General features: G+C 64.0%; 19 protein-coding genes. 14 read left to right on the plus strand and 5 right to left on the minus strand.

All coding sequences use genetic code 11. From position 1 onward, the window contains the following. Positions 1-23: 23 nt before the first annotated feature. The 10 genes from ACP146_RS01880 to ACP146_RS01925 all read left to right on the plus strand — a co-directional run bounded on the left by ACP146_RS01880 (position 24) and on the right by ACP146_RS01925 (position 9771). The gene (locus ACP146_RS01880) at positions 24-845 is read left to right on the plus strand and encodes a cytochrome c oxidase subunit 3 (RefSeq protein ID WP_422365070.1); all 822 of its coding nucleotides are present in this window, start codon (positions 24-26) and stop codon (positions 843-845) included. Between the two features lie 76 nt (positions 846-921). Then, entirely contained in the window at positions 922-1362 is a 441-nt protein-coding gene (locus ACP146_RS01885; RefSeq protein WP_422365071.1) for a DUF983 domain-containing protein, read from the plus strand. Next, positions 1359-2162, plus strand: a complete 804-nt coding sequence (locus ACP146_RS01890; protein WP_422365072.1) for an SURF1 family protein — start codon at positions 1359-1361, stop codon at positions 2160-2162. The genes ACP146_RS01885 and ACP146_RS01890 overlap by 4 nt, the downstream gene beginning before the upstream one ends. A gap of 77 nt (positions 2163-2239) precedes the next feature. Continuing rightward, positions 2240-3730 carry a carboxypeptidase M32 gene (locus tag ACP146_RS01895; protein ID WP_422365073.1) on the plus strand — a complete coding sequence of 497 codons (1491 nt, stop codon included), beginning with the start codon at positions 2240-2242 and terminating at the stop codon, positions 3728-3730. A 208-nt stretch (positions 3731-3938) separates the two neighbouring features. Next, positions 3939-4208: a hypothetical protein gene (locus tag ACP146_RS01900; protein WP_422365074.1), complete on the plus strand. Its 270-nt coding sequence runs from the start codon at positions 3939-3941 to the stop codon at positions 4206-4208. Between the two features lie 256 nt (positions 4209-4464). Continuing rightward, positions 4465-5232 (plus strand): hypothetical protein, encoded by a 768-nt coding sequence (locus ACP146_RS01905; protein WP_422365075.1) that lies wholly within the window; start codon positions 4465-4467, stop codon positions 5230-5232. 291 nt (positions 5233-5523) lie between these two features. After that, positions 5524-6270, plus strand: coding sequence for a hypothetical protein (locus ACP146_RS01910; RefSeq protein ID WP_422365076.1), 747 nt, complete (start codon positions 5524-5526; stop codon positions 6268-6270). Positions 6271-6502: 232 nt separating this feature from the next. Continuing rightward, the gene (gene thrC / locus ACP146_RS01915) at positions 6503-7918 is read left to right on the plus strand and encodes a threonine synthase (RefSeq protein WP_422365077.1); all 1416 of its coding nucleotides are present in this window, start codon (positions 6503-6505) and stop codon (positions 7916-7918) included. Beyond that, positions 7915-9171: a M16 family metallopeptidase gene (locus ACP146_RS01920; RefSeq protein WP_422365078.1), complete on the plus strand. Its 1257-nt coding sequence runs from the start codon at positions 7915-7917 to the stop codon at positions 9169-9171. Before thrC ends, ACP146_RS01920 begins: the two co-directional genes overlap by 4 nt. Before the next feature lie 12 nt (positions 9172-9183). Then, positions 9184-9771, plus strand: a complete 588-nt coding sequence (locus ACP146_RS01925) for a GNAT family N-acetyltransferase (protein ID WP_422365079.1) — start codon at positions 9184-9186, stop codon at positions 9769-9771. Between the two features lie 29 nt (positions 9772-9800). On the opposite strand, the gene ACP146_RS01930 is transcribed toward ACP146_RS01925, so the two are convergent. Further along, positions 9801-10364, minus strand: coding sequence for a YqgE/AlgH family protein (locus ACP146_RS01930; protein WP_422365080.1), 564 nt, complete (start codon positions 10362-10364; stop codon positions 9801-9803). Between the two features lie 374 nt (positions 10365-10738). Here ACP146_RS01930 and ACP146_RS01935 point away from each other — a divergent pair, with 374 nt between their 5' ends. From ACP146_RS01935 to ACP146_RS01950, 4 genes are all read left to right on the plus strand, one after another. Then, positions 10739-12880: a protein-disulfide reductase DsbD family protein gene (locus tag ACP146_RS01935; RefSeq protein ID WP_422365081.1), complete on the plus strand. Its 2142-nt coding sequence runs from the start codon at positions 10739-10741 to the stop codon at positions 12878-12880. A gap of 271 nt (positions 12881-13151) precedes the next feature. Beyond that, complete coding sequence (locus ACP146_RS01940; protein ID WP_422365082.1) at positions 13152-13634, plus strand: peroxiredoxin; 483 nt, start codon at positions 13152-13154, stop codon at positions 13632-13634. Positions 13635-13782: 148 nt separating this feature from the next. Next, the gene (locus ACP146_RS01945; RefSeq protein WP_422365083.1) at positions 13783-15525 is read left to right on the plus strand and encodes a tetratricopeptide repeat protein; all 1743 of its coding nucleotides are present in this window, start codon (positions 13783-13785) and stop codon (positions 15523-15525) included. Positions 15526-15677: 152 nt separating this feature from the next. Next, a complete protein-coding gene (locus ACP146_RS01950; protein ID WP_422365084.1) occupies positions 15678-16928 on the plus strand; it encodes a MalY/PatB family protein in 1251 nt (416 codons plus the stop codon). Positions 16929-16987: 59 nt separating this feature from the next. Here ACP146_RS01950 and ACP146_RS01955 read toward each other — a convergent pair whose 3' ends face one another. The 4 genes from ACP146_RS01955 to ACP146_RS01970 all read right to left on the minus strand — a co-directional run bounded on the left by ACP146_RS01955 (position 16988) and on the right by ACP146_RS01970 (position 19147). Further along, the gene (locus ACP146_RS01955; protein ID WP_422365085.1) at positions 16988-17464 is read right to left on the minus strand and encodes a hypothetical protein; all 477 of its coding nucleotides are present in this window, start codon (positions 17462-17464) and stop codon (positions 16988-16990) included. 168 nt (positions 17465-17632) lie between these two features. Continuing rightward, a complete protein-coding gene (locus ACP146_RS01960; protein ID WP_422365086.1) occupies positions 17633-18085 on the minus strand; it encodes a GFA family protein in 453 nt (150 codons plus the stop codon). Positions 18086-18237: 152 nt separating this feature from the next. Then, a complete protein-coding gene (locus ACP146_RS01965; protein WP_422365087.1) occupies positions 18238-18657 on the minus strand; it encodes a GFA family protein in 420 nt (139 codons plus the stop codon). Positions 18658-18766: 109 nt separating this feature from the next. Further along, positions 18767-19147, minus strand: a complete 381-nt coding sequence (locus ACP146_RS01970) for a VOC family protein (RefSeq protein WP_422365088.1) — start codon at positions 19145-19147, stop codon at positions 18767-18769. Positions 19148-19165 lie beyond the last annotated feature (18 nt).

Below are 19165 nucleotides of genomic sequence, written 5' to 3' on the forward strand. Positions count from 1 at the left end.
GGCAGCAATGAGCGGGGAATAGCATGTCTGCAGGCCACGAACCAAATCACCCCTACCACTTGGTGGATCCCAGCCCCGTGCCGCTGCTCGGCGCCATTTCCGGCGGCGTTCTGGCGTTCGGCATGGTGCTGTTCATGCACGAGGTCACCCTCTGGGTCTTGCCGGTTGGCGTGATGATGGTCATCGCCACCATGTTCTTGTGGTGGCGTGATGTCATCAAAGAAGCAACCCATCAGGGGCATCACAACAAGGTGGTCCAGCTCGGCCTGCGCTACGGCATGGTGCTGTTCATCGCCTCCGAGGTGATGTTCTTCGCCGCTTTCTTCTGGGCTTTCTTCGATGCCAGCCTCTTCGCCGGCGAAGCTCAGCAGTTCGAGCGTGTGGAACACACCGGCGGCGTCTGGCCGCCGGCGGGCGTAGAGGTCTTCCCGGCTTTCCACCTGCCGTTCCTCAACACCATGATCCTGCTGCTCTCGGGCTGCACCGTCACCTGGGCGCACCACGCGCTGCTCCACGGCGACCGCCAGGGCCTGCTGCAGGGCCTGGCCATCACCATCGCGCTGGGTGTCATCTTCACCGGCGTTCAGGCCTACGAATACGGCCACGCCGCCTTCGGCTTCACCGACGGGATCTATTCCTCGACCTTCTACATGGCGACCGGCTTTCACGGCTTCCACGTGCTGGTCGGCACCATCTTCCTTATTGTCTGCTGGTTCCGTGCCTACTACGGCCACTTCAAGCCGGATCATCATTTCGGCTTCGAGGCGGCGGCCTGGTACTGGCACTTCGTCGACGTGGTATGGCTGTTCCTTTTCATCTGCGTGTACTGGTGGGGCGGCAACTGATCGACCCGAAACCGCGGCCTGACCTTGGTCCTGGACCTGATACGACGGCCGACCTGGAAACCGGCGGGGCGCTGCTGTGACGGCGCCCCCCCAATCCTCAGGGGATCATCCCCCCAAGCGCCCCGGTTCCGATACTGACTATCCGCCGCTCTCGCCGGTATCGACCGGCCTGGCCTGCCGCTGTCCGCGCTGCGGCAGGGGGCGGCTTTTCGCCGGCTTCCTGACGGTGGCGGAAAGCTGCGACGTCTGCGGACTCGATTTCAGCAAGCAGAACAGCGGCGACGGCCCGGCGGTCTTCGTCATTTTCATCCTCGGCGCCGTTGTCGTGCCGCTGGTGTTCTGGTTCGAATTCACCTATGAACCGCCGTTCTGGCTGCACGCGGTGATCTGGATTCCGGTCATCCTGGGGGGCGCCCTGGCCTTGCTGCGGCCGCTGAAGGGCCTGATGATCGCCCTGCAGTACCGCAACCAGGCCAGCGACAGCGGTACCGTTGACTACAGTGAAGATGAACGATGAGCGCGCCTGAATCCTTCGGCGGCAAGCGCCGCTTCCGCCCGACATTCTGGGCCACGGTCTGCGCCGTGCCGGCCCTGATCATCCTGCTCGGCCTCGGCACCTGGCAGGTCCAGCGCCTGCATTGGAAAGAGGGCGAGATTGCCAAGCGTCAGGAACGCTCCGAAGGACCGGCGATCGCCTTGCCGGCAGCCTTTCCCGACCCCGCTGCGGTCGAATTCACCCGTGTCGCCTTGTCCGGCAGCTTTCTCCACGATCAGGAATTCTATCTCGGCGCCCGCACCGAGAAGGGCCGGGTCGGCTACAACGTGGTGACGCCCTTCCAGCTGGACGACGGCCGCGTCCTGCTGGTGAACCGCGGCTGGGTGCCGGAGACCTTCCGCGATCCGGCGAGCCGCGCCGAGGGTCAACTGGTCGGCCCGCTCGAAATCGAGGCGCTGCTGCGCACCGACGGCTGGAAGGGTGTCGAGTTCGCCAAGCCGCCCAACAAGCCGGAGGAGCGCTTTTACTTCTGGCTCGACCTGCCGGTAATGGCAGAGGGTGTTTCGGCAGAGGGCGTCTCGGCTGGGCCGGTCATCACCGACATCTACGCCGATGCGGTGGTCTCCGACATCCCCGGCGACATGCCGCTCGGCGGCCAGACCCGCATCACCTTGAAGAACGACCACCTTGAATACGCCATCACCTGGTATTCCTTCGCGCTGATCCTGATGGTGATCTACTTCCTCTTCCACTACCGCCCGGAAGAAGAGGGGCCTGAAGAAGAGGGACCGGAAGAAGAAGGGCCGGGCAGGTCGGCCTGAAGGGGTGGCTTGATAGCCCGGGCCCGGTCAGCCATCTATATTGGCGATGATCAATTCGATGTCATGAGGGGATCGGCATGACCGCCTACGACCAGCTTTCCCGGAAATTCAAGCGCCTGCATGCCCTGCAGGAGGCGGCGGGCATCCTTTCCTGGGACATGTCGACGGTGATGCCCTCGGGCGGGGCGGAGGCGCGGACCGAGCAGTTGGCGACACTCAGTGTGGTCTGCCATGAAACCCTGACCGACCCGGTGATGGACGATCTCTTCGACCAGGCCTCGGCGGAGGCCTCGGGCCTCGGCGACTGGGCACAGGCCAACCTGACGGAGATGCGGCGGCGCTGGCTCCACGCCACGGCGCTGGACAGCGATCTTGTCGAAGCGCTGTCCAAGGCCTGCAAACGCTGCGAAATGGTCTGGCGCGAAGCGCGGCCGAAATCCGACTTCGCCGCCGTCCTGCCGGCCATGACCGAGGTGCTGAACCTGACGCGCCAAGCCGCTGCCGCGAAGGCCGAACGCCTCGACTGCTCGCTCTACGATGCCTTGCTCGACGAATACGAGCCCGGCGGCTCCTCGCAACGCATCGATGCCGTCTTCGCCGATCTGGCTGATTTTCTACCCGGCTTTCTCGACGCGGTGCTGACGCGCCAGTCGGCGCTGCCGCCGGCTCTGCCCTTGGAAGGGCCGTTTCCCTCGGCGCAGCAGGAGGCCTTGGGCCGCAAGATGATGGCCGCCGTCGGCTTCGACTTCGACCATGGCCGCCTCGATGTTTCGCTGCATCCCTTCTGCGGCGGGGTGCCCGACGACGTGCGCATCACCACGCGCTACGACGAGGACGATTTCATGACCGCCCTTATGGGCGTGCTGCACGAAACCGGCCATGCCATGTACGAGCGCGGCCTGCCGCAGGATTGGCGCCTGCAGCCGGTCGGGGAAGCGCGCGGCATGGCGATGCACGAGAGCCAGTCGCTGATGGTGGAGATGCAGGCCTGCCGCTCCGCTGAGTTCGTTGCCTTCCTGGCGCCGCTTGCCCGCGAAGCTTTTGGCGGCAGCGGTCCGGCCTGGGAGGCCGACAACCTGCTGCGCCACTACAATCTGGTGAAGCCCGATTTTATCCGCGTCGACGCGGACGAGGTGACCTACCCCGCCCACGTCATCCTGCGCTACCGCCTGGAAAAAGCGCTGATCGCCGGGGAGATGGAACTGGCGGCCCTGCCCGATGAGTGGAACAGGGGCCTCAAGGACCTTCTGGGCATCGCCCCGCCGGACGACCGCCGCGGCTGCCTGCAGGACATCCACTGGTACGACGGCGCCTGGGGCTATTTCCCGACCTACACCCTGGGGGCGATGACGGCGGCGCAGCTCTTCGCCGCCGCCAAGCGGGCGCGTCCGGAGATCCCCGAAGCCCTGGGCCGCGGCGACTTCGCGCCGCTGATGAGCTGGCTGCGTGAACACGTCCACGCCCAGGCATCCTCCGCCGGTTTCGAAGCGATTCTGGAGCGGGCGAGCGGCGAAGCTCTGAACCCTGAGATCTTCAAGGCCCATCTGAAGGCCCGCTATCTTCCCTAGAAGCAGAGTTCGGTCAGCTTCCCTTTTCCTCTTCCGCTTGGGCGGACGTCGCCCTCTCCCTCGCGGGAGAGGGAGGGGGCCGCGTTGGCGGGAGGGTGAGGGGGAACTCGGTTTCCCGCTCACCGAAACCCTGCGGCTCCCGTTGAACCTTGCGCCGTTAGCGGCCACATGAGCCTTGAGGTGTTTGGGTCACGCAAGGAGGCGGCGTATGGCAATCGGCGGACTTGGCGGCGGCATCGGCCGCATGGGCGCCAAAGCGGCGGAGAGCGCCGTCAGCCTGGTGCAGGATCTCACCGGCTCCGGCGTCTATCCCACAAACGATTATGCCCTGGCGGCCTACCTCTTCGAGCGCATCGCCCAGGCGGAAAAAGAAGCCGTCACCCAGGACCGTGAATACTATCTCACCCTCATGGCCCGCTGTCTGGAGACGGTGCGCGATAGCCATGGGACGGATGGGGCCGGGGCGCCAGAGGTGTGACCACAAGTCAGTCTGCCTTCAGTTCCGACAGCAACGTATGAAAGGGGCCAACGCGCCCAACAACACAAGGCAGTATTAGGGGCCTCAATAAGCAAACCAAACAGCGGAGCCCGTCATTAACCATGACGACAGGCTCTAACTATTTGGTTTTTAACAAGACTATCCTACTCAGAAAAACTATCTGGCATTTGAACTTTTACCAAGCTCTCCCCGACCAATGGTCATTCGAACAATTGGTGAAAAATGGAGAGAGCCCATGTTCAAGGAACAGATTACCAAGGGTCTGATGGTTTCAGCCATCGCCCTGGCGATTGGTTCTGGGGCGATTGGTTCCGGCGTCGCCGCCGCCCAGTCGAGCCCGTCCACCGACAACGGCCTGATCGGCGACGTCGCCGCCGTACTCGCCGCACGCAGTGATGTCTTCCAGGCCACCACGGCCAACCTCGATGTCGTATCGGTCAATATGGCCGGCTCCTGCCCGCAGGCCTTCGCCTTCAACATCAAGGTCGGCGCCCAGTCGCCGGGCAAGCTTTCTTATCAGATCGTGACGCAGGATGGTCGCGCGTCGCAGGTGTTTGAAGCACAGGCGTCCGCTACGGAAGACGGCCTTTTCGCCGCCAAGGCAAGTCACAAGCTGGCCTTTGGGCAGAGCGAGCAGACCGATGCGGATGCGTCGATCATCGTTTTCGACCAGCCCGAGGAAGCGAAGCCGATCCGCGAGCCGGACTTCTTCGAGCGGCTCTTCGGCACCGGGCCGGCCGCCGACGGCTATGACCCCCAGGGTTTGCGCAATCAGGCCTTCAAGGTGAAGGTGGTGGCGCCGAACGAAGTGGTTTCGGCCTTCGACAGCCACTCGGTAAGCTGTGAAGAACAGCGGACGACACCGATCATTCCGGTTGCTATGGAGGATCAGCGCGATCCCGGCGATCGTGACCGTGGTGGCCGCGATCCCGGCGACCGTGATCCGGGTGGCCGCGGCGGTCGCGGCGATCCCTCTGGCGGCACCGCCGGTGGTCCCAACTGACAGCGTGTTTGAGTTACCGCGAAGGTCCGCCGCCCAACCTTCCCCGGGCGCGGACCTTCCGTTTCTCTCGCATCATCACAGCAAAGGTGATTGTTGGCGCTGTTCAGAACCGGAACAGTAACCAAGCCAAAGCCCGCCTCTTAATCTTTGGTTAACCAAAGACGATGGGAGGCGGAAAAGAAATCAACCCAGCTTTGAACTCCCCGGCACCTGCTCACGACCCATGGTCAGTTGAACGAGTGCTGCAGAGGGAGAAAACCTGTGTTCAAGAAGCAGTTTTCCAGAGGGCTTATGGTTTCGGCTGTTGCGCTCGGTGTTGGTTCCGGTCTTGCCGCCGCGCAGCAGAGCGCGCCCGATGGTTTGCTGTCTCCCGATGGTTTGGTGTCCCCCGATGGTTTGCTGTCCGACGTGGCCGCCGTGCTTGCGGCGCGCAGCGATGTGTTTCGGGCGGTGACGGCGCGTTTGGATGTCGTTCCCATAAACATGGCCGGCGCCTGCCCCCGGGCTTTTGAGATCAATGTCCGGGTCGGCGCCCAGGCGCCGGGCACGCTGTCGTATCAGATCGTGACCCAGGACGGCCGCGAGTCCCAGGTTTTCAAGGCTCAGGCAATGACGGCCGAAAGCGGCCTCTTCACGGCCCAGGTGAGCCACAAACTGGCTTTGGCCAAGAGTGAAGAGACCGAAGCCGATGTCTCGATCGTGGTTTTCAACCATCCGGAAAACCTGTCGGACGAGCATGAACCGGATTTCTTCGAACGGTTGTTTGGCACTGGTCCATCCTTCGAGCCTTACGACCCCCAGGGCCTGCGTAACCAGGCCTTCAAGGTGCGGGTGGTGGCGCCGAACGAGGTGGTCTCGGCCTTCGACAGCCATGCCGTTACCTGTGACGACCGGACGGTGCGGATCGCTCCCGCCATGGAAGACCAGCGCGATGACGGTGGCCGCGACCGGGGCCGCGATGACTCCAGCGGTGACGACGATGGTGGCCGCGATCCCGGCGGTGGCGGTGGCATGGACGCCTCCGGCAACCCCATCTAGGCCGGAACACCTGGAGGTGAAAAAAGGCCCGCCGAGAGGCGGGCCTTCTGTTTGAGGAAACGTTTCTGGATCTCATGTTCGCGGTGCGGCTCCCCCAGGCCCCCTGAAAACCGCTGAAATGCTACGGATTCCCGTGAGACTTCGGGTTGCGGCGCGCTGTCCCTTGTGTCTAGATTGACGGGTTCCGCGGCGGGCTATCTCGGGCCGGGCGGTCACTTTCGGGGCCATTGCGATGCGTTATCTCTCCACCCGGGGCAAGGCCCCGACGCTCTCCTTTGACGAAGTCCTGCTGACCGGATTGGCGCGCGATGGCGGCCTCTATCTGCCGGAAAGCTGGCCCAGCTTCTCGCCGGCGGAGATCCGCGCCCTGGCCGGGAAACCCTACGCCGAGGTCGCCTTTGCGGTGATCAAGCCCTTCGTCGGCGACAGCATCGCCGAGGCCGATCTGCGCCGCATTCTCGAAGAGACCTACAGCAGCTTCGACCACCGGGCGGTAGCGCCGCTGAAGCAGCTCGACGAGCGCACCTGGCTGATGGAACTGTTTCACGGGCCGACCCTGGCCTTCAAGGACTATGCCCTGCAGCTTCTGGGGCACCTCTTCGACCATGTGTTGCGTCAGCGCGGCGAGCGGGTGACGGTGATCGGCGCCACATCGGGCGATACCGGTTCCGCCGCCATCGAGGCCTGCCGTGACCGCGACCAGATCGACATCTTCATGCTGCATCCCAAGGGCCGTACATCAGAGGTACAGCGCCGGCAGATGACCACGATCCTTTCCGCCAACGTCCATAACATCGCGCTGGAGGGCACCTTCGACGACTGCCAGGATCAGGTGAAGGCCATGTTCAATGACATGGACTTCCGCGATGCCATGAACCTCTCCGCCGTGAACTCGATCAACTGGGCGCGCATCATGGCCCAGATCGTCTATTACTTCGTCGCCGCCGTGGCACTGGGCGCGCCGGACCGGGCCATCGCCTTTGCCGTGCCGACCGGCAACTTCGGCAACATCTACGCAGCCTATGCCGCCGGGCGCATGGGCCTGCCGGTCAGTCAGTTGATCGTCGGCTCCAACAGCAACGACATCCTGACCCGCTTCTTCAACAGCGGCAGCATGGAGATGGCGCCGGTCAATCCGACGATCTCGCCCTCCATGGACATTCAGGTTTCCTCGAACTTCGAGCGTCTGCTGTTCGATGTGCTGGACCGCGACGGCGACAAGGTGAGCGCGACCCTGACGGGCTTCCGCGAAGCCGGGCGCTTCGAGGTGACGCCGGAACAGTTGCAGCGTCTGCGCCGCCTCTTCGACTGCCACCGCCTCAGCGATGAGGAGACCATGGCGGAGATCGCGGCGCGGTACCGGACCAGCGGCGAACTGCTGGACCCTCATTCCGCCATCGGCACCGCGGCGGCGGCGGCGGCCGTTCGCGACGACGTCGATGTGGTGGTGGCGCTGGCCTGCGCCCATCCGGCGAAGTTCCCGGCGGCGGTGGAGAAGGCCGCCGGCGTTCACCCGGATCTGCCGCCGCGCCTGGCCGACCTCTATGAACGCGAAGAGCGTTGCACCGTGCTGCCCAACGATCTCTCGGCTCTTCAAAATTACATCTCCGGCAACCGCCCGCCGGCCGACGCAAGAGGTGCTGCATGAGCGTGGAGGTCACCCGCCTGCCTTCGGGCCTGACCGTCGCCAGCGATGTCATGCCGGGCACGGCGACCGTCTCGCTGGGGGCCTGGGTCGGTGCCGGCACCCGCCATGAAACCCCGGAGGTGAACGGCATCGCCCACCTGCTGGAACACATGGCGTTCAAGGGGACGGAGCGGCGCTCGGCCCGGGATATCGCCGAGCAGATCGAAGCCGTCGGCGGGCATCTCAACGCTTACACCAGCCGCGAGAACACCGCCTTCTACGCCAAGGTTCTCTCCGAAGACGCCGACCTCGCCCTCGACATCGTCGCCGACATTCTCCAGCACCCGACCTTTCTGGAGGATGAGTTGGAGCGCGAACGCGCCGTGGTGCTGCAGGAAATCGGCCAGGCCAACGACACGCCCGACGATATCGTCTTCGACTATTTTCAGGAGACCGCCTATCCGGCCCAGGCCATCGGCCGTCCGGTTCTGGGCGAGTCGGCAACGGTGTCCTGTCTCAGCAGCGCGGTTCTGCGCGACTACATGCAAAGCCACTACGGTCCGGCCCAGATGGTGCTGGCGGCAGCCGGCGACGTGGACCATGCACGCTTCGTCGAGCAGGTGAGCGCGGCTTTTGGAGAGTCCTCTTTCATCACCAACGGCGCGACCGATCCAGCGGCCTACCGCGGCGGCGACCGGCGTGAGGAGCGCGATCTGGAGCAGGTTCACCTGCTTCTGGGCTTCGATGCGCCGGGTTATCTGGATGACGACTATTACGGCCTTTCGCTGCTGTCGATGCTGTTCGGCGGCGGCATGTCCTCGCGGCTGTTTCAGGAGGTGCGCGAAAAGCGCGGCCTGGTCTATTCGATCTATTCCTTTCACTCGGCCTTTCTTGACGGCGGCGTTTTCGGCATCTACGCCGGAACCGGCGAGCGGGAGGTGGCGGAACTGCTGCCCGTGGTCTGCGACGAACTGACAAAGCTGACCGGGGCAATGGGCGACGAGGAACTGGACCGCGCCCGGGCGCAGGTGCGCGCCTCCCTGCTGATGAGCCGGGAGAGCAGTTCGTCACGGGCCGAACAACTGGCCCAGCAGATGTTGATCTATGGCCGCGAGGTTCCGGTGCCGGAGGTCTTGGCAAAGATCGATGCGGTGACGATCGCCGACCTGAAGCGCATCGCCGCAAAGCTGCTGGCCTCGCCGCCGACGGTCACCGCGATCGGCCCCCTGTCGCATCTGGAGAGCGCGGAGCGGATCGCTGCGCGTCTTTCCTGAGGCTGCCGCGCGATGCTTTTTACGGTTTTCCGCGGCGACGGCCCCCTTTCGGTCCGGCTTGAGGGGCCGCGGGTCTACCTCTTCCCGCCGCGCATGGCGGACTGGAAGGCCTGGGCCGAGCTGCGCGAGGAAAGCCGCAGCTTTCTCGTGCCCTGGGAGCCGACCTGGCCGCACGATGCCCTGGCCCGGGGCGCCTTTCGCCGCCGGCTGAAGGCCTATAGCCAGGAATGGCGGCGCGGCACCGGCTTCAGCTTTCTGGTGTTCCGCCTGGAAGACAGCGCGCTGATGGGCGGCGTCACCCTTTCCAACGTGCGCCGCGGCGTCGCCCAGGCGGCGAGCATGGGCTACTGGATCGGTGAGCGCTTTGCCAAGCAGGGCTACATGACCGAGGCGGTGGCGGCGGTGGTGGAATTCGCCTTTGAGGAGTTGGGCCTGCACCGCATCGAAGCCGCCTGCCTGCCGCACAACGACGCCAGTCAGGCGCTCCTGGGAAAAGCCGGTTTCCGCCAGGAAGGCTATGCCCGCCAGTACCTGCGCATCAACGGCAAGTGGCAGGACCATCTGCTGTTCGAAATGCTGCGCGACGATCCGCGGCTCTAACCCATCTCTTTAAAAAGAGGGAAATGCTTTCAGGCGTGGCCGGCGTCGCCGGAGAGCATGGAGATATCGATCCCCAGCTTGCCGATTGCCCGTTCCCACTTGTTGTCGAGATCGGCGTCGAAGACCAGATCCTCGTCCGGCGCGACGTTCAGCCAGCCGTTTGCCTGGATTTCCGTGTCGAGCTGGCCGGGCCCCCAGCCGGCATAGCCCAGCGCCAGCAGCCGCCGCCGGGGGCCGGCCCCGCCGGCGATGTCGCGCAGGATGTCGGTGGTCGCGGTCAGGGCGACGGAATCGTTCACCTGAAGCGTCGAGTCCTGCTGGTATTCGCCGGAATGGAGGACGAAACCGCGGCCGGACTCCACCGGTCCGCCGAAGTGGACGCGAATCTCCTCATTCACCTTCACCGGCTCGATACCCAACTGCGCCAGCAGGTCCGGGAAGGTGATCGCGCCGACCAGCCGATTGATGACAAGGCCCATGGCGCCGTCGGGATGATGGGCGCAGATGTAGATGACGCTGCGGGCAAAACGGGCATCGCGCATGCCGGGCATGGCGATCAACAACTGACCGGTGAGGAATTCCTGCTTATCCATCTGTTACCAACGAACCATAAACAAAAGGGACGAAAGATCGCCAGGTGCCCGCCCAACTTTAACGCGCGATTGGAACCCCTGAGCGACGGAACACGGCGGGCCCTCCTTCGCCATCGAAAACTCGGTACCCTGTCGATCCTCTGCAGAATTTAAGCTGTTGCTGATCGGTCACAAGTCTTTTGTGCCGCCGCGTTACTATATTTGGCTCACAACCTGGCGGTGCGCTTGAGCCGGTCGGGGCACACGATATTGTGAGTGCGGCCTTGTGACCCCTGGATATTATGACGTTACCCGTCTATATGCCCAGGTCAATGTGGCGCTTTTTTGTCGGCCTGTTCGGGCCCGCTGCGCAGACACAAGGACAACGCCTGCCAATGCCGTCCAAGTATCGAGGAATAAGGCGATTTGCCTTCGCTCTTGCGGCCCTGGCCGGGCTTGCGCAGACGCCCGGCGATGCGCTGGCGGCGGCCAGCGACTGGGCGGTGGAGGAGCAGGTCAAGGTGCGCCTGCTGGCGGCCGGCAATGCCGCCGCGGCGGAGACGGTGAAGCTCGGCCTCGAATTCGATCTCCAGCCCGGCTGGAAGATCTACTGGCGCAGCCCGGGTGACGCGGGTTTCCCGCCGGCGATCGATTGGGCGGGGTCGCGCAACCTGGCCTCCGGCGAGATCGCCTGGCCGGTGCCGCATCGTTTTTCGCTTTTTGGTCTGGAGACCTTCGGCTACGGCGACCGGGTCGTGCTGCCCATAGAGGCGCGTGTTGAAAACCCCGGCGAGGCGTTGTCGCTGACCGCCGCTGTCGACTACCTGATCTGCGAAGAGATCTGCATTCCCTATCAGGCGAACCTCAGCCTCGACCTGCCGGCCGGCCCCGAAAGCCGCTCGCCGGAGGCCTTCCTGATCGAAAGCTTCAGCCGCCAGGTGCCGGGGCAGGGCGCAGAGCGTGGCCTCAGTATCGAGACGGCGGTTCTGACCGGCAGCCTGGAAGCGCCGGTACTCACGGTGACCGCACGCTCCGAGACGCCCTTTTCAGAACCCGACCTTCTGGTCGAGGGCCCGCCGGGCTTTTCCTTCGCCAAGCCGGAGGTGACCCTTTCAGAGGGCGGCTTGCTCGCCGAGATCCGTGTTGCGGCTTCGGGCGCTCAGGAAAACCAGGTGCTGGAAGGCAAGCAGCTCACCCTTACGGTCACCGACGGCCTGCGCGGCCTGGAACAGGCCAATATCGCACGATTTGCAGAGCTGCCGGAGCCGGAGGGCCTGGCCCCGCTCGCCTTGCTGGGCATTCTCGGTCTGGCGCTTTTGGGCGGCCTTATTCTCAATCTGATGCCTTGTGTGCTGCCGGTGCTCTCCATCAAGCTGCTGTCCATCGCCGAGCAGGGCGGGCGCGAACGCCGCCAGATCCGCGCCAGCTTCCTGGCTTCGGCGGCGGGTATCCTGTTTTCCTTCCTGGTGCTCGCCTCGGCGGCGGTGGCCTTGAAGTCTGCCGGCATGGCGGTCGGTTGGGGCATCCAGTTCCAGCAACCGATTTTCCTCAGCGCCATGGCCCTGGTGATGGCGCTATTTGCCTATAACCTCATGGGCTTCTTCGAGGTGCCGCTGCCTTCCTTCATCGGTAATCTCGGCGCTGGCGGGCCGGACAGAGGTCTGCTCGGCAACTTCGGCACCGGTGCCCTCGCGACCCTGCTGGCAACGCCCTGCTCGGCGCCTTTCCTCGGCACCTCCGTCGGCTTCGCCCTGTCGCGCGGCGCCTGGGAGATCTACCTCATTTTCACCGCCTTGGGGATCGGTCTCGCCTTGCCTTACCTGCTGGTCGCAGCGGCGCCCGGCCTGGCGTCCTGGCTGCCGCGGCCCGGGCAGTGGATGATCACCCTGCGGCGGGTTCTCGGTCTGCTGCTGGCGGGAACGGCGGTCTGGTTGCTGAGCGTTCTGGCGGTCCAGGTCGGCATGGTGGCGGCCTTGATTGCCGGCGGCCTGCTATTCGGCCTGGGTCTGGTGCTCTGGGCCGGGCCGAACCTGATGCCGAAGCAGCGTCTGGCGACCCCGGCGGCGGCGGTGGTTCTGGCGCTGGCGGCTCTGGCCTTGCCCGCCGGCCTGCGCACGGAGAGCGCGCTGCGCAGCGATGCTGCCCTTGAAAGTGCCTGGCGGGCCCTGGACACGGCGGCCATCGGCGCGTTGGTGCGGGACGGTCAGGTCGTCTTCGTCGATGTCACCGCCGACTGGTGCATCACCTGCCAGGTGAACAAGAAGCTTGTGCTCGAGACCGATACGGTCACGGAGCGGCTGGCGGGCGACGACATCGTCCAGATGCGCGGCGACTGGACCCTGCCGAGCGACGCGATTTCGGCCTATCTGGCAAGCTTCCAGCGCTACGGCATTCCCTTCAATGCGGTTTACGGGCCGGGCGCGCCTCAGGGCATTGCGCTGCCGGAGCTCCTGACAACCGATGCGGTGATGGCGGCCATCAGCGAGGCAGCGGCGCCGGCCATTGCCGAGACGGCAACGACAGAAGGCGGGTCCTGACGCCACGGCCCCCGGGAGACTAGGGGCGGGATACTAGGGCCGGGAGACTAGGGCCGGGAGACTAGGGCCGGGAGACTAGGGCCGGGAGACTAGGGCCGGGAGACTAGGGCCGGGGGCAGAAAACGCGCCACCCCTTGGAAAGCGGTCCTTCCCGGCCTATCTTCAGGGTCAGCGCCGGGCTCTCCGGCGCCGCACAGATTTGACACATCCAGCCCAGGCATTCCTGTCGCAAGCCGGGACCGGCGGGCATCAATTCAGGGGAAATCTCACGATGACGATCAAGGTTGGCGACAGCATTCCGAGCGGATCCTTCAAGCACATGACTGCGGACGGCATGCAGGAGCTTTCGACCGACGAGCTTTTCGGCGGCAAGAAAGTGGTTCTCTTCTCTCTTCCCGGCGCCTTCACGCCGACCTGCTCGGCCAAGCATCTGCCCGGCTTCGTGCAGCACGCCGGCGACCTGAAGGCCAAGGGCGTCGATACCATCGCCTGCATGTCGGTGAACGATGCCTTCGTCATGGATGCCTGGGGCAAGGATCAGTCGGTGGGCGATTCGGTGCTGATGCTGGCCGACGGCAACGGCGACGTTGCCAAGGCCCTGGGTCTGGACTTCGACGCCAGCGGCTTCGGCATGGGCACCCGCGCCCAGCGCTTCGCCATGATCGTCGACGACGGCAAGGTGACCACGCTGAACATCGAAGAGCCGGGGGCTTTCGAGGTTTCCAGCGCCGAAGCGATGCTCGCCGCGCTGTAAGGCGGCGCACAGCGAATGACGCGACGGCGGCCCCGAAAGCGGGCCGCCGTTTTGCGTTTTCCGGCTTGCAACGGCATTTCCGCAGAGATGTTGCTTGCCGTTAGCGATGGATGTTTGCTGTAGTTCCGGGTGAACCGGGGCCCTTGTGATGACAGCGCTGCAATCCATCGCCGGACATTGGCTTAAGGCGGGTCGCCATCGGCAGCGTGGCCTGGGTTCCCTGGTCTATGCGATCTTGATCGCCCTGGTGGCCTGGGTGGCGATGGCCGTCGGTGCCGCTGCCGAGGCGTTGGCGCCGGCAGACTACTTCCGCCTTAAGGAAAGAGCGGACAGTCTTTATCTTGCGGGGGATTTCGCCGCCGCTGCCCCGCTCTACGCACCGTTGACGCAAGCCCATCCCGGCAACGGCGAGCAGCTCCTGCGCTATGCGCGCTGTCTGGTCGAGACCGGAGACCAAGCGAAGGCCTTTGGGCTGGTGGTCCGGGCGCTGGAGATGGGCTTCGGTCCGGAGGCGCCGACCGCTTATCGGCTGGCCCAGGCCATGGCCCTGTCGGGGCAGGACGAAGGCGCTCTGGCCTGGCTGGAGCGGGCGCTGGGTGCGGATTTCGAGGACCAGGCGGCGATCAAGAGCGATCCTGCGTTTGCCGGCCTGGCCGAGAGCCCACGCTTTCAATCCCTCGCCGGGATCGCACAGCCGGCTACGACCCGCCAAGCGCGCTGGAATGCCGATCTCGATTTCTTCCTGGCGGAAGTACGCCGCCTGCACGCCGCGCCCGGCTCGACCTCCGGATCGTCGTCTTTCGCCGCAGCGGTCGATCAGCTGAAGGAAGCCGTGCCCACACTGAGCGACGTCGGCATCGCCTTCGAAATCCAGCGGCTTCTGGCCATGCTGGGGGATGGCCACTCTGTGCTTGCCCTGCCGCCCGGTGGGTCTGTGCGGCTCCGAACGCTGCCTCTTGAGTTTTACCAGTTCTCCGACGGCATCTTCGTAACCGACGCCGCCGATCATCTGCGCCCTCTGGTCGGTGCGAGACTGGATTCGCTCGCAGGCCAGCCGCCGATGAACCTGCTGGCCGCGCTGGCGCCCTATATCAGCCGCGACAACGACCAGGGCCTGCGTTGGATCGGGCCGAAAGCGCTCACACTGGCGGACCTCCTGGTCCATCTCGGTCGCGCCGACGATGCCGGGGAGATCGCCTTGACGGTGGCGGACCAAGAGGGTGGCCGGCGAAGCCTTTCGATTGCGCCGGGAGAATCGCGCTGGCGGAGGAGCCTGGGCGCACCGCCCGGTCCGGCAGAGGCGGTTCCGCTGTGGTTGCGCGATCCGGAGAAGCATTATTGGTTCGAGGCCCTGCCGGCGCTTGATGCGTTCTATGTCCAGGTGAACCGCGTTCGCGACGCGCCGGAGGAATCCCTTGCCGACTTTACCGGTCGGCTGAAGTCCGAACTGTCGCGGCAGGAACGACGGCACCTGATCATCGATCTGAGGCACAACGGCGGCGGAAACAACGGTCTGAACCTGCCCTTGGTTCGGCTTGCCATAGTTCACGAGGAAGCGTCGAGCGAGAACAGGGTCTTTGTGATTACCGGCCGGAACACCTTCTCGGCCGCCCAGAACCTTGTCAATCAGCTGGAGCGGATGACGGAGGCGGTTTTCGTTGGTGAGGAGACCAGTTCCAAGCCCAACTTCACCGGCGAGACGACCTCTGTCGAGCTGCCCCATTCCGGGCTGAGGTTCAGCGTCTCTTCCCTCTACTGGCAAGACTCCTCGCCGCTGGACCGCCGGCCCTATATTCCCGTCGACCTGCCCGTTGCGCTCTCTTCCGGCGACTACTTCGGGAACGTCGATCCGGTGATGGCGGTGCTGAGCGAAATACTTAGGCCGCGATGACTCCGGCATCATCGCCTGCGCCTGCTTTCGCTGCCGCTGACAGCACAGGCCGGAAGCCCTGGCCGCGATTGGTCGCCAAAGCCGGCGCGCTTTGTGATACACCCAACAAGGGTTATGGGGTTAGCAATGCGTATCGCTGGGAGTATGGGGTTTTGCATGATGGATTCGCCGATGGGGTCGGCAAGGGGCAGGAAAACGAAGGTCAGGACGACAACGGCGGGGTAAGGCCCGGGCAGGTCTTTGACTTTGATGAGGTTATCGACCGGCGCGGGACGGACTGCGCCAAGTGGGACCTGATAGAGCCGCTTTACGGGGTCGATCCGGCCGACGGCCTTTCCATGTGGGTCGCCGATATGGACTTCAGGGCGCCGCCCTCGGTCCAGCAGGCTCTGGCGGAGGCGCTGGAGCGTGGGATTTACGGCTATCACGGTCCCGCCACCGCCTATAAAGACGCCGCCATCGACTGGCTGCAGCAGCGCCACGGCTGGGCCGTGGATCCGGAGTGGATCACCGTCGCCCATGGTCTGGTTTCCGGGCTCGGGCTCTGTATCCAGGCTTTCTCGGAAAAAGGCGACGGGGTGATCGTTTTCTCACCCGTCTATCACGCCTTCGAACGTGTCATCTCCGCCAACGACAGGCGCCTGGTCGAGAGCGAACTGCAGGAGGTCGAGGGGCGCTACGTCATGGATCTGGAGGCGCTCGGCGCCGCCCTGGACGGTTCCGAGCGTATCGTCATCCTCTGTTCGCCGCACAACCCCGGCGGCCGGGTCTGGACGGCGGCGGAGCTGCGCGATCTCGCCGCCTTCTGCGCGCGCCACGATCTGATTCTGATATGCGACGAGGTCCATCACGATCTGGTCTACCCCGGCCACCAGCATGTGGTCACGCCGCTGGCGGCGCCGGACCACCGCAACCGCATGGTGATCTGCGCGGCGGCGTCCAAAACCTTCAACCTTGCCGGCGGCATGACCGGCAGTGTGATCATCGAAAACGAAGGACTGCGCAGCCGTTACCGCAAGGCCCAGGCCGGGGCCGGCCTCAGCCCCGTGCACATGGGCATGCTGATGACCACGGCAGCTTATCGCGGCGGCGCTGACTGGCTGGAGGCGCTGCTGGTCTATCTCGACGGCAACCGGCGTTTCTTCGATGACGCCATCGCACAGATTCCCGGCCTGCGCTCCATGGCGCTGCAGGCGACCTACCTCGCCTGGGTCGATGTTTCGGCGCTGGGATTGGAACAGGCGGAAATCGAACGGCGGATGTCAAAGGAGGCCCGCATCGCCGCGAACTACGGCCCGACCTTCGGCAAGGGCGGCGAAGGCTGGCTGCGCTTCAACCTGGCGACGCCCAGGTCGCGGGTGGAAGAAGCGGTGCGCCGGCTGGAGCGGACTTTCGCGGCGTGACGGTTTTCCGCCAAAAGCGGCCCTTCGTTGGATCTGTGGCGAAAGGCCGGTTTGAGTCCTTAGTTGCCGTTCAGAGCCTGTTGGGCTTTTTGCATAAGTCGACGACACGTTTCTTCGAAACTGGCTTCGTCCGTGCGGACAGTGAAATCATTGAAAGCTCGCTTGCCGTAGCCTTCTGCGATCATCTCGGCACTGCGGGCAATCTCTGCCGCGCTGAGCGCCGGCTTCCTTGCCGAGATCGCCGTGATATCGGCGATCAGGCCGATACAGCGGCACTTTATGTCCATTCGTTTGAATGTTTCGTGGAAAAAGAGCCAGTTCGTGCAACGCAGTGGATAGGCGACGATCACGGCTGGGTAGGCTCTCAAACATTCCTCGCTCGCGGAAACGATGCTCCGGCTGGTTTGCAGAATTGATCGCAGCCAGTGCCCCGGCGCCGAGTGATCGTCACCATCAACAAAGCCGAAGGCCAACTGAGATGCCGCTGCCTGTCCCAGGCTGGTTTTTCCCACCCCTATAGGGCCATCGAGCAGCAAGACGGATTTTCGCAAGTGTTTACCTTTCTAACCCTCCGCTCCGGCTACCTTAGCAGGCAGAGGCAGAATCGTCCGCCGTGCCGCTGTTCGTATCGTTCAATGCTATCGACCGCTTTCGACATGGCGAAGTGTCGGTTCGCTGAAATCATCCGAGCCCTGGCGCCAGAATCATCGCTCGGCGTAGGCGTCCATAAGGGCCTGCAGCTCTTCGAAAGACTCCGGATATCGCGTAAAACTGTGAACGGCGGGAACGCTTGCCCAGGGCATTTTTTCGTCTGTCATCAACTCAACGAAGGGCTCGAGCGATGCAGCCTCGTTGAGCACCGATGTGCGCAGATTGATCCGCTGACCGGCTCCGTCAATCTGAGAGAAGACGAAATTCAGGCATGATCTGCAAAAGTAATGGGTTCGCCCGCTTGAACCGAGACCACCCTTGATCAGTTCGCCTGTGCAGAAAAATGCGTCACTCGGGACCATGGTGGTCAGTGAATACGCGCTCGCGCAGAGTTTCTGGCAGTCACGGCAATGGCACGCCAAAGTCAGAAGCGGTGATGCAGTCACGGTGACCTGCACCGATCCACAAAGGCAGGCCCCCTTCAGAGGAGGTTCAGGAAGTACCATCGCAAGTCCCTCGTTTTTGATGGGCGCTGACGGATAGTGGACTTCTGGAGTTGGGACCGGTTGATTGCAACAGCCCAAATGCCATCGCATCGGTCCCGTGACGGACACCGAGAGATATCGAAGCAACCTCGCTTTGCGCCCAGGTGTCCGCCTTATGTTTGCGGAACACTGAAGCCAGACGAGTGCTCGACCTCTTCTCCGAGAACCTCCGTCCAGGCGTGTTTTCTGTTCTCATAGACGGAAAAGCGGGGTTTTGGAAAGTCCGGATCGGCGAAAGCGCCGACGGGTATGGCGGTCACACCCGGCCACCCCTCAATGACATAGGCAAGTGTGGATCCACAAACGGGACAAAACCGGTATGTCACGCGATGACCGCTGTCGGCAACCCGTTCCCATACCGCTGAGTCTCCGGAAATGGTCACCTGTTCATCCGGCCAGCGTGCCTGAGTGGCGAAAGCGCTGCCGCTGCGTTTCTGGCATTCAAGACAATGGCAAACCGACACCCGCACCGGTTCGCCCTCGCAGCATGCACTGAGTTGTCCGCACCTGCATGTCGCTTTCCATAGTGTCATGTCACTATCGCCCTATAGTTAGCGGCCCGCAGCCTGCCTGAAAGCAAAGAGGTCATCTAATGGTGCCTGCGGTTCTTTTCCGTAACGCCTCATGCACGCGCTTGCTGCATCAGGAAATCCTCCGGCTGACTTCGACGAGGTTGGCATCGGGATCGCGGAAGTAGACCGACATCAGCTTTCCGACCGCGCCTGCTTTCTCGGCAGGCCCTTCGACGATCTCCACGCCGTTAGACTGCAGCCGGGCGACCACGTCCTCAATCGGCAGCTCGGTCAGGACGCAGAAATTGCCGCTGCCCGGTACCGTTCTCTCGGCGAGTGCGGGCAGGGTGCCCGCATCCTGGATGCTGATCTTGCTCGATCCGAAATGAAGCGACCACTTACCGGCCCGTTCCTCGCGTGCCTCCAGACCCAGGACGCGCTGATAGAACTCAAGCGTCGCCTCGACGCTGCGGACGCAAAGCACGATGTGGTCGAGGCCATAAATGTTCATGCCTGGGTTATACCGGAG

The organism is Pelagibius sp., assembly GCF_965249265.1.
In the GTDB taxonomy this organism is placed as follows: domain Bacteria; phylum Pseudomonadota; class Alphaproteobacteria; order Kiloniellales; family Kiloniellaceae; genus Pelagibius.

Excerpts from the sequence above, each read along its gene's own strand:
- ACP146_RS01880 (WP_422365070.1), top strand. The coding sequence starts at position 24 with ATGTCTGCAGGCCACGAACCAAATCACCCCTACCACTTGGTGGATCCC.
- ACP146_RS01925 (WP_422365079.1), top strand. The coding sequence starts at position 9,184 with ATGCTTTTTACGGTTTTCCGCGGCGACGGCCCCCTTTCGGTCCGGCTT.
- ACP146_RS01940 (WP_422365082.1), top strand. The coding sequence starts at position 13,152 with ATGACGATCAAGGTTGGCGACAGCATTCCGAGCGGATCCTTCAAGCAC.
- ACP146_RS01935 (WP_422365081.1), top strand. The coding sequence starts at position 10,739 with ATGCCGTCCAAGTATCGAGGAATAAGGCGATTTGCCTTCGCTCTTGCG.
- ACP146_RS01895 (WP_422365073.1), top strand. The coding sequence starts at position 2,240 with ATGACCGCCTACGACCAGCTTTCCCGGAAATTCAAGCGCCTGCATGCC.
- ACP146_RS01970 (WP_422365088.1), bottom strand. The coding sequence starts at position 19,147 with ATGAACATTTATGGCCTCGACCACATCGTGCTTTGCGTCCGCAGCGTC.
- ACP146_RS01945 (WP_422365083.1), top strand. The coding sequence starts at position 13,783 with ATGACAGCGCTGCAATCCATCGCCGGACATTGGCTTAAGGCGGGTCGC.
- ACP146_RS01890 (WP_422365072.1), top strand. The coding sequence starts at position 1,359 with ATGAGCGCGCCTGAATCCTTCGGCGGCAAGCGCCGCTTCCGCCCGACA.
- ACP146_RS01910 (WP_422365076.1), top strand. The coding sequence starts at position 5,524 with ATGGTTTCGGCTGTTGCGCTCGGTGTTGGTTCCGGTCTTGCCGCCGCG.
- ACP146_RS01920 (WP_422365078.1), top strand. The coding sequence starts at position 7,915 with ATGAGCGTGGAGGTCACCCGCCTGCCTTCGGGCCTGACCGTCGCCAGC.
- ACP146_RS01905 (WP_422365075.1), top strand. The coding sequence starts at position 4,465 with ATGTTCAAGGAACAGATTACCAAGGGTCTGATGGTTTCAGCCATCGCC.
- ACP146_RS01960 (WP_422365086.1), bottom strand. The coding sequence starts at position 18,085 with ATGGTACTTCCTGAACCTCCTCTGAAGGGGGCCTGCCTTTGTGGATCG.
- thrC (WP_422365077.1), top strand. The coding sequence starts at position 6,503 with ATGCGTTATCTCTCCACCCGGGGCAAGGCCCCGACGCTCTCCTTTGAC.
- ACP146_RS01900 (WP_422365074.1), top strand. The coding sequence starts at position 3,939 with ATGGCAATCGGCGGACTTGGCGGCGGCATCGGCCGCATGGGCGCCAAA.
- ACP146_RS01965 (WP_422365087.1), bottom strand. The coding sequence starts at position 18,657 with ATGACACTATGGAAAGCGACATGCAGGTGCGGACAACTCAGTGCATGC.
- ACP146_RS01930 (WP_422365080.1), bottom strand. The coding sequence starts at position 10,364 with ATGGATAAGCAGGAATTCCTCACCGGTCAGTTGTTGATCGCCATGCCC.